The sequence below is a fragment of the Rhodococcus sp. NKCM2511 genome (assembly GCF_014905595.1).
GTDB lineage: Bacteria > Actinomycetota > Actinomycetes > Mycobacteriales > Mycobacteriaceae > Rhodococcoides > Rhodococcoides fascians.
Genome location: NZ_BNHJ02000001.1, coordinates 83,451 through 99,001, shown reverse-complemented (window position 1 = coordinate 99,001; position 15,551 = coordinate 83,451). Strand labels below are relative to the sequence as shown.

Genomic DNA, 15,551 nt, shown 5'->3' with positions numbered 1-15,551 from the left:
TGCCGAGTCAGGCACCGCTACCCTTACCTCGTGTCGCACGGCGAGCAAGGGTTCCGTAACCTAAACCGTGTCCCTTCGATCCAGCGAGGAGTCACGACCCCAGTGACCACAGCTCCGCTACTCGGCCCCCACGGCTCGCGTCGCTCGCCCGACGAGCGATACGGGACCGAGGACGTGCCCACCGGGCCCGCACCGCGGAGTACACGCATCGCAGCCGCGGGGATCGACGCGCTGATCGTGCTCGTGCCGTTGTTCATCGGGTGGTCGATCGTCGACGCCCTTCGCGACGACAACGGCGGTGGCCAGGCCGACCGTGTCGTGTTCGGAGCCATTTCTGTTTCGGTGGCCGTCGCCTTGTTCGTCTGGAACCGCGGCTACCGCGATGGCAACGAGGGGCAGAGCACAGGTAGACGGTGGATGAGTCTGACGCTCCGCGACACCGACACCACCGGCCCGGTCGGTGTCCGTCGAGCTCTCCGTCGCCAGTTCGGTCTCGGCCGGTCCAGTTCGGAGGTCGTGCGCGAGAAGACCGCTGCAGCGGATGATTTCGAGCCCATTCCCAAGGATGGTTCGGTTGCCGCCATTCGCCGACGCAGATTGCTCGGCCTGGCAGTGCTGGTCGTCGCTCTGGCCGCCGGCATCTTTGCGAGCATCGCCATCGGTGCCCGACCACTGACGTTCGCCGAGATCGCCCATGCATTGATCGATTCGAACGGCACGGACACCGACATCATCGTGCGGACCTTGCGTGTCCCCCGAACGGTGCTGGCGTTGGTGGTCGGCATCGCGCTCGGTATCGCAGGTGCCCTCATCCAGGGACATACGCGCAACCCGCTGGCCGATGCCAGCTTGCTCGGCCTCAATTCCGGGGCTGCGTTCTTCGTCGTCATGGCCATCTACCTGTTCCGGTTCACCTCTCCGAGCCAGTACCTGTGGTTCGCGTTCGCGGGTTCGGCAGTGGCGAGCGTCGTGGTGTTCGGTCTGTCGTCCATCGGGTCGGGCAGATCGAGTCCGATCAACCTCGCCCTGGCGGGCGCGGGTGTCGCGTTCTTCCTCTCCGCGATGACGAATGCCGTCGTGTTGCTCGACCAGACGAGCCTCGACGGCTACCGCTTCTGGGTGGTCGGATCGGTCGCCGGTCGGGGGCTCGACGTGCTGTGGCAGGTTCTCCCCTTCCTAATTCTCGGTGTGCTGATCGCACTCGCCAGCACCCCGGGCCTGAACGTCATGAGCCTGGGCGAGGACGTTGCGCGGTCCCTCGGAACGAACATCGCGGTCACCCGAACCGTCGGAATCCTGGCCATCACTCTGCTGACCGGAGCGGCAACGGCCGCTTGCGGGCCCATTGCCTTCGTCGGCCTCGTCGTTCCGCACATCGCCCGAGCTGTGACCGGACCCGACTACCGCTGGCTCGTGCCCTACGCGGGCCTCATGGGCGGCGTGATGCTGATGATCGCGGACGTCATCGGACGCGTCGTGGTGCGCCCGGGCGAGTTGCAGGTGGGCATCGTCCTCGCACTCTTCGGCGCGCCGTTCTTCATCGCACTGGTACGCCGTAGAAAGTTGGCGAGCCTGTGACCGCCGAGATCCGGTCCCCCGAACCCTCCACGGCCGGTCTCGGCACCGTGCCCGCGCGGCCCGCCGTTCGCCTGGGGCGGGTGTCCCTCGTCCGCCGTCCACTGATGGTCGTCACCACCGTCCTCGTGGCTGCCGCGTTGATTCTCGTCATGTGTGTCAACATCGGCCGCGGCGACTTTCCGCTGTCGATCCCACAGGTGCTCGATGTCCTGCTCGGCGGCGGAACGCGGATCGAACGGTTCATCGTCATGGACCTACGCCTGCCCCGGTCGTTGACGGGCTTGCTCGTCGGAGCGGCCCTGGGAATTTCCGGTGCGATCACGCAATCCATCTCTCGGAACGCGCTCGCCAGCCCCGACATTCTCGGCATCACCGCCGGTGCCAGCGCTGCAGCCGTCGCACTGATTGTGCTGGGCGGCGGCGGTACCTTCAGCGGTCTGCTCGCCACCCTCGGTCTGCCACTGGCAGCGCTGATCGGCGGAGTACTCACCGCAATAGCGATCTACTCACTCGCCTGGCGGAAAGGCGTCGACGGCTTTCGCTTCATTCTGGTGGGAATCGCCGTCAACGCCATGCTCACGGCCGTCATCGGGTGGTTGCTGATCAGCGCCGACATCAACGACGTGTCGCGCGCGCAGGTCTGGCTCAACGGTTCTCTCAACGGAGCCAACTGGTCGACGGTGTGGCCGGTCGCTGTCGCCGTCGTCGTCGTCGGGGGCGCAACCATCGTGTCGACGTTCACGCTGGGAGCACTGCGTCTGGGTGACGACAATGCACGATCGCTCGGAGTGCGGTTGCAGCACAGCCAAGCCGTGATGTTGCTCGCCGCCGTCGCACTCGCTGCCGTTGCCACGGCTGCGGCCGGACCGATCGCGTTCGTCGCACTGGCAGCCCCGCAGATAGCGGTACGGCTCCTTCGAACCCCAGGACCGCCGATCATCGCCTCGGCATTACTGGGCGGACTGCTGGTAGTGGCGAGTGATCTCATCGCGCGGACGATCCTGCCGGTGGAACTGCCGGTCGGCATCGTCACCTCGGCACTCGGTGGACCGTTCCTTCTGTACCTTCTCGTGCGCAGTAATCGAAAGGCTTCCGTATGACAATCAGCCACGCCTCGCGTTTGGTCGCCGACGATCTCAGCCTCGGTTACGGCGACCGGACCATCATCGAGCACCTCGACCTCGCGATTCACACCGGGGTGATCACCACCGTCATCGGCCCGAACGGCTGCGGCAAGTCTACCCTGTTGCGGTCGCTCGGACGCCTGCTCAAGCCCAAGGCCGGAAGCGTGATGCTCGACGGCCGGGCGATCTCCTCGATGAAGACAAAAGAGGTTGCCCGAACCCTGGGCATGCTGCCGCAGGCACCTACTGCTCCGGAAGGACTGACCGTCGCCGATCTGGTCTCGCGCGGTCGTCACCCCCATCAGTCGTGGATAAGGCAGTGGAGCTCGGACGACGAGGCAGAAGTGGCCAACGCACTCGAACTCACCGGCGTCGGCGACCTCGCCGACCGTCCCGTCGACGAGCTGTCCGGTGGTCAACGGCAACGCGCCTGGATTTCGATGGCACTGGCGCAAGGCACCGACATCCTGCTGTTGGACGAGCCGACCACCTACCTCGACCTCGCCCACTCGATCGAGGTACTCGACCTCGTCGATCGCCTGCACGAGGAGCTCGGCCGCACCATTGTCATGGTGTTGCACGATCTCAACCTCGCACTGCGATACAGCGACCAGTTGATAGTCATGAAGCAAGGAATCATCGTCACGTCGGGTCGCCCTCAGGACGTCATCTCGGAGGAACTACTGCTCGACGTGTTCGGACTCGAGGCAGCCGTGATCGACGATCCCATGTCGGATCGCCCGCTCATCGTTCCGATCGGAACTCGCCACGTGTACGGGTCGGTCGGTGGTCCGGTGAAGTCGGACAGGCGTTCCGGGACACCGGACTCGCGGGCCGTCTAGCGCAGAGCGTCACCGCTCGATCATCGTTCGGACGAGCTTGAAGCCCTGACCGATGGACACGTCGGGCAGGTAGGCCCGGCCGATTGCGTTGCCGATACTGGGCAGGGCGGCCGGATCGGCGAACGTCATGTGCATCGGCTCGTAGCGCGGCTGGAATTTGGATTTGAATGCCAGCAGAGACCGGAACCCGTATACAGGTTCGAGGGTGCGCCCGAGTACATCGAGCAACCGTTCGAGCAAGCCGGACAGCGTCGACTGCTCGGCGCTGGACACGTGCTCGGGCTGCTTCTCGTCGACTTTGGCCAGAGGTGCACCGGACAGGCTCAGGAACCTGGCTCCCTCCTGCTCGAGGAGCAGGGCGGCAGAGGCGATGAGAAACTCCATTGTCGGCCGAAAACCTTCCGATCGTCTCCGCATGAAATCGAGCGTCCACCCGACGATGACGCCGTCCTCGTAGACGGGCATCCACGACGTGACCCCGTGCACGGTTCGATGTTCGTCGACGGCAATCAGGCATCGCACGTTCTCGTCGTCGACCTCCTCGAGACCGCCGAGGGTGAAGCCCATCTCCGGCATCCCCTTGTCTGCCACCCACTCCTCGGAGATCGCGGTGATCTGATCGGTGATGGCCAGAGGAGCGGTGGGAAACCGAATCCACTCCGCGACGACGCCTGCCTTCTTCGCTCGATTGAGCGCAGTACGAACATCCTGGAACCGCTTGCCGGTGAACGCTATTCCGTCCAGATCGAGCACGGTCTCCTCACCGACCTGGATCCCGCCCCATCCCAGAGAATCGGTGATGCGCCGGACGGCCGGCGTGACAGAGTAGAAACACGGAATCCACCCGTTCTTCGACGCGAACTCGGCGAACTCGACCACGTTGTCTCGCAATGATTCTCGCGGCCCGACAGGGTCACCGGTGGTCAAAGCCACGCCGGAAATCACGCGATACGCCACGTAGCTGCGGCCGTCGGCGCTGAACCAGTACTTGTTCCCGCGCCAGGTCGTCATCCACGACAGCGCCGAGCCGCTGCTCGACATCAGCACGCTGCGAGCCCGTTCGGTGGCATCGGTCTCCGGGCCGTACACCGGTGTGAGGAAGGTGCTGATCGTGAGCACGCACACCACGACCCAGAACACGACGCCGGTCCACTCGAACAGCAAGGTGGTCGGGATGCTCTGGGGTAGAAGGGCGGGCTCGAGCCACTGCAGATAGACCGGCGGAACCAGCCTCTGCGGGAAATCGATCAGCAGTCCGCCGAAGGACGGCGAGTCGGCGAAACCGCCGCGACCGAGATAGCCGCCGATCGCGTAGATCAGGCCGAGTCCTACTACGGCGGCCACGACGGACGCGGCCCAGCGTCGGTACGTGCCAGCCGGTGCCGACACGTCGAAGAACTTCCGAGTGACGATCAGGACCAGCAGGACGATCAGGGGCAGAAGGAAGGGCACGGCAGTGCGGTAGGCAGTGGGAGATTCCAGCCCGTAGAACAACGATTCGTCGTCACCGGCTTCGAGGAATCGGATGGCGTAGTTCGCCACCGACAGCGCGAGCAGAACCACCTGCGAGATCACTGCCATCGCCCACGCGAACCGTCGACCGCGGCGCAAACCGTCACTGACCACCAACAGGAACAGCGACGGCATGATGCTCAGGATCGTCGGTCCGACTCCGCCCAGCCTGAGGTCGAGCAGCCCGCGGCGGCATTCCACCGGATCGGTCGTGGTATCGGCGCAGATCTCACGAACCTCGGCAGCTGTGTACGGCACACCGCGAACCACGTCGCGAAGCACCGCGAACGGCCCCACGGCATTGGGGCTCAAGGCCGCCAGCACCGGACCCAGGGCACTGGCGGCGACGATCAGCGCGACCAGGACACGTCCTTCACGCTGCGTTCCCGCCAATCTCGGACCGCGCGCCGACCGGCCGACGATCCACGGGCCCACGATCAGACCGATCACCGCTGCCGCCAACCGAACGACGTCCTGCAGATGACCGCCGAACAAGGCCAGGGTCACCAGAAGGGTCAGCAGTCCGACGCGAATCCGCCTGCGCCACAGCGTGTCCATCCGCGACGTGGCAACCAGCACAACGCCACAGACCCATGTCGTCGGGCCCACGGCCGTACCTACGTGGAGGCGGAAACCCCAATCCTCGTCGACGGTCTTCGCCAGCACGGCCAGGCCCAGCCCGAACAACGACCCCGCAACCTGCGTCACGAATGCGGCTACCGCGAACCGACGGGAACCGATACGACGTTCGATCGGGGCAGCAGCGAGGAGCACCGCAACGGTCGCCACCACGCAGCCCGCGATATTCGGCGCTGCCAGACCAGATGTCAGCGGCGTCCAGAGATGCCAGTGCTCGAACGGGACGATGCCGACCGCGAAGTACCTGTCGACCTGACCACGGCCGTCCGACACGACGGCATATATCCCCGAAAGCCAGACCACGGCGAGCAGGGTGAAGCTGACCGGGGCACCCACGGCACCGAACAGGATCAGCGACCACAATCGCCGCGACTGCCGCATCGTCGCCGAGGCGGCGGATCTCACGACGGCCACCTTCTCGGACATCCACGTCGGTGCCGCAGCATCGATCGCTTCCGTCGGACTCCCCGACTCGTCGGTGTTCACGCCGTCAGTCCTGTTCTCGTAGCCAGCCACGGCAGTTCTCGACGTAAGCCTTCGGACCACACCGCGAAGCTGTGTCCCCCTGGTACCTCCACGTACTGCACATCCATTCCAGCGGCCTTCGCCGCGTCGTACATCTCCTGCTGGCCCGGTTGGTAATCCTTGTCCTCGGACCCCACGACGAAAATACCGGCAGAGTCCGGGTATCGACGCGATTTGAGCAGGTCGAGAGGGTTGATCGCGGTGAACGCTGCGGCGTTGCCGCCGAACGCCTGCTGCACGGTTCGATCTCGATCGCCGAGGGTCGGCTCGCGCTGACCCGACAGGTCGAGAAACGTGGGATAGACCTCGGGATGATTGGTGGCCATCTGTATCGAGCACGTTCCGCCGTAGGACAATCCGCCGATCGCCCAATGAGCACGGTTGCGATCCACCTGCAGGGAGTTGTCGATCCAATCGGGAACGTCACGTGCGAGGTAGGTGGCCGCGTTGCCGAGTGTCGAATCCACGCAGAGCGGATTGGCGATCGACGAGCCGGTGCCGTCGGCCACGACCACCACCGGTGCCAGACCGGCATGATCACGCGCGAAGTTGTCCATGGTCTCGGCGAGCTTGCCCCCGTTGAACCAGTCTTCGGGTGCGCCGGGCTGGCCGGCGAGTAGTACGAGGACAGGAAGGAGCGGACGGGGATCGGCGAAATAGGCCGGCGGTAGGTAGATCTGGGCGTCTCGCGCCGTGAAGTTCGACGCGGTGGCAGGAATGGTGGCGGAGGTGACGCGGCCGGCGGAAGGCAGGTCGGCAGGTGCGGACCAGGCAGATTCCAGGGGTGTGCCGGTGACGGTGTCGGAGACCGGAGGCGGCACGTCCGAGAACGCTATGCGCTCGGCCGACTCGACACCGAGCGCATTTCCCACGGTCGGATACGCATCGAATTCGAGGTTGACGTGCAGAGCAGACGTTGCCACCACGAGTACCGCCGCCAGCACCGACACCACTGTGCCGACCACGCCGCGGGCAGCGATCGACCGTGGTACGAGTGCGAACAGGGCAGCCACACCCACCCCGATCCACACGTAGATCGACATGTCGATCGGATCGGGGAACGGACGCCATACTTTTTCGACCACTACGTAACCGATGGCCGTGACGACGATCGCCGCGGTGGCAGCGATCGGCAGCGCACGCCTGGCGTACCGACGCGACCTCGAGACCAGCAACCACAGTCCGCCGGCGGCGCCGAGCACGGACACGATCACCGGCAGTGGCCCATCGAGCAACGACAGTGAATCGAACCACTTCACGCGAGGTCTCCACTCATCTTTCCGACTCGGCCCAGCGGCACCAACTCTCGACAGAGTATGCCCACGGACCCGCTCACGGTCACGACCCGCCGACGCCACTCGACCGCGGCTATGACCGAGACCACAGCACTCGGACGGTAGTTACTACTACGAGTAGTACGCATCCGCGTCGGACTGGCCGTAGACTCGGAGGAATGGCTGGCCTTGGTGAATTGGAACGCGCAGTAATGGACCATCTGTGGGAATCGACGGAGCCGCAGACCGTTCGTCAGGTACACGAGGCCCTTGCGACTCATCGTGAACTCGCTTACACGACCGTGATGACGGTCCTGCAGCGTCTGGCGAAGAAAAGTTTGGTCGTCCAGCAGCGCGACGACCGAGCTCACCGCTACGCCCCGGTCCATGGTCGCGACGAGTTGGTCGCGAGCCTGATGGTCGACGCGTTGTCCCAGGCCCCCGCCTCCGGCGGTCGTGCAGCCGCCCTCGTGCACTTCGTCGGGCAGGTCGGAGCAGATGAGGCCGCCGCCCTCCGTGAAGCACTCGCGGCGCTGGAAGTGGCACAATCGACGACAGAGTCACCTTCTGCTGCAGAAGGCCGTCCGACGGACTGAGGCTCCTCGTAGTAAGTGAGGACATGAACTCCACCACTGCGCTGGTATTCGCGATACTCGCGCTGATCCTGGCTGGACCTGTGCCGGCGATGCTCGCCCGTGCGAGCTGGCCTTACCGGTCGCCTCGCGCTGCTCTGGTGCTGTGGCAGGCCATCGCTCTCGCGGCCGTGTTGTCGGCCTTCAGTTCCGGCCTGGCAATCGGCGGATTGCTGCTCGTGCCGGGCCCCGACGGCCGTCCGACCACGGCTCCGACCGACGAGATCGACGCCTTGGGCCTGCCTCTGTGGACCTTGTACGTGGTAGTGCTCGCGATCACTCTGGGCATCGGAGCGAAACTGATGTTCTCGGTGGCTCAGGTGGCGGTGCGTACCCGCCGTCGCCGCTCCCGTCATCGCATGTTGGTCGATCTGCTCGACCGGACCGACAAGAGCGACAATCCGTTCAGGGGCCTGCGTGATGCAGACATCCGGGTTCTGGACGCGGCGGAACCGATTGCGTATTGCCTGCCCGGACTACGGCAGCGGGTGGTGCTGAGCCGCGGAACGCTTGCCAGCCTCTCCGAAGCGGAGGTGACCGCGATCCTCAGTCACGAGCGATCACACCTACGATCCCGGCACGACCTCGTGCTGGAAGCGTTCACCGCGGTCAACGAGGCGTTCCCCAGAATTGTTCGTAGCAAGTCCGCCCTGAGCAGCGTTCAGTTGTTGGTCGAACTGCTGGCCGATGACACGGCGGTCAAGGTCACCGGACCCACCCCTCTCGCGCGCGCACTCGTGACGTGCGCCGGATCCACCGCACCGCGGGGTGCCATGGCAGCCGGCGGACCGCACACACTCATTCGCGTCCAGCGGTTGAGCGGGCCGGGCAGCGATGTCCGGATCGCCGCTGTGGCATATCTGGCCGCCGTCGTCATACTCGTGCTGCCGACCATCTACGTCGCGATGCCGTGGCTCGAAGAGCTGAGCAAGCTCCTCGGCTGATCGAAGGCCACCACACCGAGGGGTCACGCAGGTCACACCCATCCGGGTGAACAAATGGCGGTACGTCCCGTACAGTAGAACTCGGTCGCCATCGCGACCAAGCAATCGAAATGGCACAAACAGCCCCACTTTATGCAGGTTCGACCTGCGTACCGATGGCCAGGTGACAGTGCCCTGGCTCGTATCAATGTGTTCTGGCTGTTTTTCGTGTTTCCCTTCTCGTCGGGTCTCTCAGCTTCGGGCTTATTGGCGTGCCCGCAATCCGGAGAGGCTTTACTGCGTGACCAACGCTGTTTCCAATACCACCGTTTCCCCCGAGTCCGACTCGACGGCCGTACCGACGCCCGCAGCGGCACCGGCGTTCACATTCGCCGAGCTCGGTCTGCCCGAGGCAGTCGTCGCGGCTCTCGCTCGTAACTCGATCACCGTGCCGTCCCCCATCCAGGAAAAGGCGCTTCCCGACGCCATCGCCGGCAAGAACGTCCTCGGTCGCGCGCAGACAGGTTCGGGCAAGACCCTCGCCTTCGGCCTGCCGATTCTGCAGCGCCTGTCGCTGCACACCGATCGACCGGCCGCCAAGCGCCCGCGTTCGCTCGTACTGGTTCCCACCCGCGAACTCGCGTTCCAGGTAGTCGAGTCGCTCGCTCCCTACGCCAACGCACAGGGCCTCCGGGTCATGCCTGCCGTCGGCGGCACCCCGTTCAACAAGCAGGTCGAGCAGCTTCGCCGCGGAGTCGACGTACTGGTCGCCACTCCGGGACGACTGGCAGATCACCTGCGTCAGGGCACCTGCATCCTCGACTCCATCGAGATCACCGCGCTCGACGAGGCCGATCAGATGGCCGATATGGGCTTCCTGCCCGAGGTGCGCGCCGTACTCGCCGATACACCCGCAGACGGACAGCGGATGCTGTTCTCGGCCACCCTCGACCGCGAGGTCCAGTCACTGGTTCGCCAGTTCCTGCCCGACCACGTCGAGCACTCCACCCAGGACGGCAAGGCCAGCGTCCGAACCATGGACCACTACGTCCTCATGGTCGACCGCGGCCAGAAGGATCTGGTGCTCTCGGAGATCGGTGCCCGTGAAGGCGGCCGCACCATCATGTTCGCGCGCACCAAGCTGGGCTGCGACGGCATCACCGATCGCCTGCGCGCCCTCGGCATCGCTGCAGAGTCGCTGCACGGCGGCAAGGCACAGAACCAGCGCACCCGAGTGCTCGAGCGATTCAAGAACGGTCGCACCCCTGTGCTCGTGGCCACCGACGTCGCGGCCCGCGGAATTCACGTCGACGGAATCGACCTGGTCGTACACGTCGATCCGCCCGCCGACCACAAGGACTACCTGCACCGCGCCGGCCGCACGGCACGCGCTGGAGAAAAGGGCACCGTCGTCGCGATCGTGCTCCCCAATCAGCGTCGTCAGGTTCTGCGTTTGACCGGGATGGCCGGCGTCAAGGCCACCGCGGTCAACGTCTCCCCCGGTTCGGCCGAACTCAACAGCATCACCGGAGCCAAGAAGCCGACCGGTGAGCCGTTGCGTGCCGAATCCACCCCGCGTGATCGCAACAGCCGCCCGCGCACCGGTGGCTACCAGGGGTCCAACCCCCGCAGCGGTGGCTACCAGGGTTCCAACCCGCGCAGCGAAGGCGGCTACCAGGGTGACCGTCCCCGCACGGGATACCAGGGATCGAGCCCTCGCACCGGCGGCTACCAGGGATCCAACCCGCGCAGCGAAGGCGGCTACCAGGGTGACCGCCCGCGTCGCTCCGACTCGAGCTCGTACCGCGGCTCAGAGGGTCGCGGTTACGAAGGTCGCGGCTCGGACAACCGTGGCTCGGACAACCGTCGTCCCGCATCCGCCCCGCGCCAGGACGAGAACCGATCGGGTGGGTTCCGTAGCCGCACCGAGCGTCGTTCGTACGACGGTTTCGACGGGCCTGCACGCAGCCACTGATCCATTGTTCGAGGCGAAGTCCTGATTGGACGGGCTTCGTCGCTCGAACCCCGAGGTGCCGCATTCTTCGCGAATGCGGCACCTTTTTCTTCGTATCGGCCGGCGTCGCACCCGACCCAGGGGGTTGGCTCGCGCGAAATCGCGCGGCAAGGAAAGCTGTCTGTATGACCTCAGCAGCAAAAGAGACAGAACTGGCTCAGATCGGAGTCACCGGACTCGCCGTCATGGGCTCCAACATCGCGCGTAACTTCGCCCACCACGGGCACACTGTCGCGTTGCACAACCGCAGTATCGCTAAAACCGACGCGTTGATCGCCGAGCACGGTACCGAGGGCAACTTCATCCGTACCGAGACCATCGAGGAGTTCGTGGCCGCGTTGGCGAAGCCGCGGCGCGTGCTCATCATGGTGAAGGCAGGCGACCCGACCGATGCGGTGATCGAGGAACTCGCCGGTGTGATGGAGGAAGGCGACATCATCATCGACGGCGGCAACGCGCTCTACACCGACACGATCCGCCGCGAGGCGGCCATGAAGGACCGCGGTCTGCTCTTCGTCGGCGCCGGTATTTCCGGCGGCGAAGAGGGCGCGCTCAACGGCCCGTCGATCATGCCGGGTGGTCCGGCCGAGTCCTACAAGGCATTGGGACCGTTGCTCGAGTCCATCGCTGCGCAGGTGGACGGCACGCCGTGCTGCACGCACATCGGCCCCGACGGCTCCGGCCACTTCGTCAAGATGGTGCACAACGGCATCGAATACGCCGATATGCAGCTCATCGGCGAGGCGTACAACCTCTTTCGCGACGCGCTCGGGTACTCGCCTGCGCAGGTTGCAGACGTCTTCACCGAGTGGAACAAGGGCGATCTGGAGAGCTATCTCGTCGAGATCACTGCGGAGGTCCTTCGCCAGGTCGACGCGAAGACCGGGCAGCCACTGGTCGATGTGATCGTCGATGCTGCCGAGCAGAAGGGCACCGGTCGATGGACCGTCAAGGCGGCACTCGATCTCGGAGTACCCGTGACCGGCATCGCCGAGGCAGTGTTCGCACGGGCTCTGTCGGGATCGCGGGCCCAGCGCAAGGCCGCTGTCGGCCTCGCCTCGGGATCACTGGCCGACAAGCCGACCGATGCCGAGCAGTTCACCCACGACATCAGCCGGGCGCTGTACGCGTCGAAGATCGTCGCCTACGCACAGGGCTTCGATCAGATCGCGGCGGGTAGCGCCGAATACGATTGGAATCTGCATCCGGGCGATCTCGCCACGATCTGGCGTGGTGGCTGCATCATTCGGGCGCGATTCCTGAACCGCATCAAGGACGCGTACGACGACAACGCCGAACTACCGAGCCTCATCCTGGCGCCGTACTTCCGTGACGCCATCGAGAACGCGATCGACAGTTGGCGGCGCGTCGTCATCACGGCTGCGTCGCTCGGCATCCCGGTGCCTGCGTTCGCATCCTCGCTCTCGTACTACGACGCGCTGCGTGCCGAGCGTCTGCCTGCGGCCTTGACGCAGGGACAGCGCGATTTCTTCGGTGCGCACACCTACGAGCGCACCGATTCCGAGGGCAAGTTCCACACTCTGTGGAGTGGAGATCGCTCCGAGATCGAAGCCTGACATCGGTCCCTCGCCGGTGGCACCGCGCGTACTTTCGTGCGGTGCCACCGGTGTGATCGGTCTTCGCTCGCTCAGAAGGGCACCGGCCCGAGTATCGGTTGCACCACCGTCGACGGAATTCCCTCCCACGGCAGTGCACCTTCGAGGTCCCTCCAGACGGCTTGTACGGCGCTGAAGCGTCCCGTGCCGTACACGTCGGAGGCGACGTACAGGATGTCCGCACAATCCGGTACGTCGATGGCCAGAAGATCGAATCCTGCTGCTGCACAACCGATTCCGGATTCGATCTCCAACATCCCCGACGCCACCGAAGTCCCCAGCGCGTTCAGGATCATCGAGGATTCACGTGGCCCGCGTCCCGTCACGACGATTTCGGGACTGCCCAGGTCGGTGAGACCGACCGTGTAGCAGAACGCGGGATGAACGCCGTCTCGATCGACCTCCGATTCCACGTACTGCAGCGCCCACCCGAATGTCTCGATCGTTGCCCTCACGTCATCGATGTAATTGTCGACACCGAACCCTCGGCACATCTTGCACATGACTCCCCCACCTTCGCCGTGCAACCGCCCCTGCGGAGATTGCGTCTCGAACGCCATTCGAACTCACGTTCTAGGGCAAGTATTGCGTGCGGTACCGACAAGAACGGTCGAACGCGTCGTCGATCCGGCGGTAAGGTCAGCTCCATGCCGGGTCAATCCACTCGATCGTTCGCAGACCTCGGTCTCCCCGTCGTTCTGGTGCACTCCCTCAGGAATGCAGGTGCTCGCGACCCGTTTCCCATTCAGGTCGCGGCGATCCCCGATGCCCTCGCCGGACGGGACGTCCTCGGGCGCGCACCCACGGGCTCGGGTAAGACCCTGGCGTTCTCACTGCCGATTCTCGTCCACCTCGCCGGCAAGCGAAGCGCACCTGCGGCACCGCGCGGGTTGATTCTCGCCCCCACGCGGGAACTGGCACTGCAGATTCGTGAAGTACTCGACATCCACGGTGCCACCTTCGGACTTCGAACCGTCGGCGTCGTCGGAGGTGTTCCGCTCGAACGCAACGTCCGAGATATTCAGCGCGGAGTCGACATCGTGGTCGCGACTCCCGGCCGGCTCATCGATCTCCTCCAGCGACGCTCGATCACACTCGAGCATGTCGAGGTCACCGTCATCGACGAAGCAGATCGCATGGTGGACATGGGTTTCCTGCCTCAGGTCGATTCACTGCTCGCCGCCACCCCGGCACACGGTCAGAGGATGCTGTTCTCCGCGACGCTGGACGGGGAGGTCGACGGGCTGGTCGAGAAGTTTCTGAAAGACCCCGCTGTGCACTCCACTGCGGCAGCCGTCAGCGAACCCGACATGGCCCATTTCGTCTTCCGAATCGACGCGGCCCGAAAGACCGAAGTCGCTGCCGCACTTGCCAACCGCGACGGAAAGACACTTCTGTTCCTACGGACCACCCATGCCGTCGATCGACTCACCGACGAGTGCCTCGCGCTGGGTGTGCCGGTATCGTCGTTGCACGGCAACAAGACTCAGGCGCACCGCACCCGATCGCTCGCGGCCTTCGGCGAGGGCACGTCCGTGGCTCTCATCGCAACCGACGTGGCAGCCCGCGGTGTTCACGTCGACGACGTGACGCTCGTCGTTCACGTCGATCCCCCCGTCGATTTCAAGGATTACCTGCACCGCGCCGGACGCACTGCACGTGCCGGTGCCCGCGGAACCGTCGTGACGCTGGCAACGGACGACCAGTTGGATCGCGTCCGATCGATGGCCGACGAGGCCGGCGTTGCCGCCACGATCATCGATACCGATCTGGACCAGTCCGCGTGGCGTCGACCGACGGGCGCACGCACCCCGATCGGTCGACCGCTACCTGCCTCGGTACCGACGGCGAGCGGTGCTGCGGCCGACACGCGAACTGCGCGCGGTGCGGGCCGGACGGGTACGCCGGGCAGGCGTGGGCGGAGCGATGGCACCGGGAGCCGGCGGGGTGGCGGTAGCAGAGGACGACGCGGGTGACCGCGTCCTGGCCGGCGGTCGTACTCGCGCTGATTTCGGCGTTCCTGTTCGCCTGCGCGTCGGTCGCGCAACAGAGCGCGGCCGCGTCCGTCCCCGAAGGTGAATCCCTCGTTTCGGCACTGGTGCGCAGCCCGCGGTGGTGGGTAGGGGTCCTCGGAGACGGCGGTGGCTATGCGGTTCAGATCGCCGCGCTGTGGGTCGGCTCGGTACTGATCGTCCAACCTCTGCTGGTGACAGCACTGCTGTTCGCTCTCCCGATGTCGGCAAAGCTGGTCGGGAGAACACTGCCCGCCACCACCTGGGCGCTCGCCGTGGCGATGGCCGCGGCACTCGCCGTCTTCATCGTGGTGGGCGACCCGAGCGAGGGCAATACCGACGCCCCTTTTGTGCAATGGCTCGTTCCACTGATCGCGGTGGCCGTCGTGGTCGGCTGCGCCGCCGCGGGCGGATTGCTGCTCACCTCGCCGGGAGTTCGGGCACTACTGCTCGGTGCAGCGGGAGGATTGCTGTTCGGCCTGGCGGCTGCGCTGACCAAGAACGTCACCGACCTCGTCGACGGTAACCCGGTCGAGGCGCTGACGGCCTGGCAGACCTACACGCTGATCGGATCCGGCGTCGTCGGCTTCTACCTGCAGCAGCGTGCATTCCAGGTGGGTCCGCTGTCGGCGTCGATGCCGGCCGTGACGATCTGTGAACCACTCGGCGCGGCGTTCGTCGGAGTCACTGTCCTGAACGAGCGAATCAGAACCGAGGGCGCAGCCCTGACGGTCATCGTCGTGGCCGTGGCCGTCATGATCGTCACGACGGTCCTGCTGTCGCGTACGCAGGCTGCGAACGCGTCCGAACCGACCGCTCGGGACGGGGCGTCGAACCCAGGAAGTCCATCCGACCGGTAG

General features: G+C 65.4%; 12 protein-coding genes. 9 read left to right on the top strand and 3 right to left on the bottom strand.

Translation table 11 applies throughout. The annotated features are described in order from the left end of the window. The first annotated feature begins 102 nt into the window (after nt 1-102). From JLZ96_RS00420 to JLZ96_RS00410, 3 genes are read left to right on the top strand one after another with little or no spacing between them, the layout of a single operon-like run. The gene (locus JLZ96_RS00420) at nt 103-1,578 is read left to right on the top strand and encodes an iron chelate uptake ABC transporter family permease subunit (protein ID WP_080729245.1); all 1,476 of its coding nucleotides are present in this window, start codon (nt 103-105) and stop codon (nt 1,576-1,578) included. Then, nucleotides 1,575-2,678, top strand: a complete 1,104-nt coding sequence (locus JLZ96_RS00415) for an iron chelate uptake ABC transporter family permease subunit (RefSeq protein WP_236253797.1) — start codon at nt 1,575-1,577, stop codon at nt 2,676-2,678. Before JLZ96_RS00420 ends, JLZ96_RS00415 begins: the two co-directional genes overlap by 4 nt. Beyond that, complete coding sequence (locus JLZ96_RS00410; RefSeq protein WP_201009326.1) at nt 2,675-3,544, top strand: ABC transporter ATP-binding protein; 870 nt, start codon at nt 2,675-2,677, stop codon at nt 3,542-3,544. The genes JLZ96_RS00415 and JLZ96_RS00410 overlap by 4 nt, the downstream gene beginning before the upstream one ends. A 9-nt stretch (nt 3,545-3,553) precedes the next feature. Here the strand turns inward: JLZ96_RS00410 and JLZ96_RS00405 are convergent, their stop codons facing one another. Together JLZ96_RS00405 and JLZ96_RS00400 are read right to left on the bottom strand one after the other, a co-directional pair. After that, nucleotides 3,554-6,076 (bottom strand): bifunctional lysylphosphatidylglycerol flippase/synthetase MprF, encoded by a 2,523-nt coding sequence (locus JLZ96_RS00405; RefSeq protein ID WP_201010617.1) that lies wholly within the window; start codon nt 6,074-6,076, stop codon nt 3,554-3,556. Between the two features lie 101 nt (nt 6,077-6,177). After that, nucleotides 6,178-7,479 carry an esterase family protein gene (locus JLZ96_RS00400; protein WP_032370569.1) on the bottom strand — a complete coding sequence of 434 codons (1,302 nt, stop codon included), beginning with the start codon at nt 7,477-7,479 and terminating at the stop codon, nt 6,178-6,180. A gap of 194 nt (nt 7,480-7,673) precedes the next feature. Here JLZ96_RS00400 and JLZ96_RS00395 point away from each other — a divergent pair, with 194 nt between their 5' ends. The 4 genes from JLZ96_RS00395 to gndA all read left to right on the top strand — a co-directional run bounded on the left by JLZ96_RS00395 (nt 7,674) and on the right by gndA (nt 12,640). Beyond that, entirely contained in the window at nt 7,674-8,090 is a 417-nt protein-coding gene (locus tag JLZ96_RS00395) for a BlaI/MecI/CopY family transcriptional regulator (RefSeq protein ID WP_032366177.1), read from the top strand. Nucleotides 8,091-8,113: 23 nt separating this feature from the next. Continuing rightward, nucleotides 8,114-9,070 carry a M56 family metallopeptidase gene (locus JLZ96_RS00390; RefSeq protein WP_032383817.1) on the top strand — a complete coding sequence of 319 codons (957 nt, stop codon included), beginning with the start codon at nt 8,114-8,116 and terminating at the stop codon, nt 9,068-9,070. Nucleotides 9,071-9,350: 280 nt separating this feature from the next. Then, nucleotides 9,351-11,024: a DEAD/DEAH box helicase gene (locus tag JLZ96_RS00385; RefSeq protein ID WP_032366175.1), complete on the top strand. Its 1,674-nt coding sequence runs from the start codon at nt 9,351-9,353 to the stop codon at nt 11,022-11,024. Between the two features lie 164 nt (nt 11,025-11,188). Then, complete coding sequence (gene gndA / locus JLZ96_RS00380) at nt 11,189-12,640, top strand: NADP-dependent phosphogluconate dehydrogenase (RefSeq protein WP_032388365.1); 1,452 nt, start codon at nt 11,189-11,191, stop codon at nt 12,638-12,640. A 71-nt stretch (nt 12,641-12,711) separates the two neighbouring features. On the opposite strand, the gene JLZ96_RS00375 is transcribed toward gndA, so the two are convergent. After that, nucleotides 12,712-13,239, bottom strand: a complete 528-nt coding sequence (locus JLZ96_RS00375; RefSeq protein ID WP_052053297.1) for a DUF4262 domain-containing protein — start codon at nt 13,237-13,239, stop codon at nt 12,712-12,714. A gap of 87 nt (nt 13,240-13,326) precedes the next feature. Here JLZ96_RS00375 and JLZ96_RS00370 point away from each other — a divergent pair, with 87 nt between their 5' ends. Further along, on the top strand, nt 13,327-14,655 hold the full coding sequence (locus JLZ96_RS00370; RefSeq protein WP_201009325.1) for a DEAD/DEAH box helicase: 1,329 nt from the start codon (nt 13,327-13,329) through the stop codon (nt 14,653-14,655). Further along, nucleotides 14,652-15,551, top strand: a complete 900-nt coding sequence (locus JLZ96_RS00365; protein ID WP_032372395.1) for a DMT family transporter — start codon at nt 14,652-14,654, stop codon at nt 15,549-15,551. The genes JLZ96_RS00370 and JLZ96_RS00365 overlap by 4 nt, the downstream gene beginning before the upstream one ends.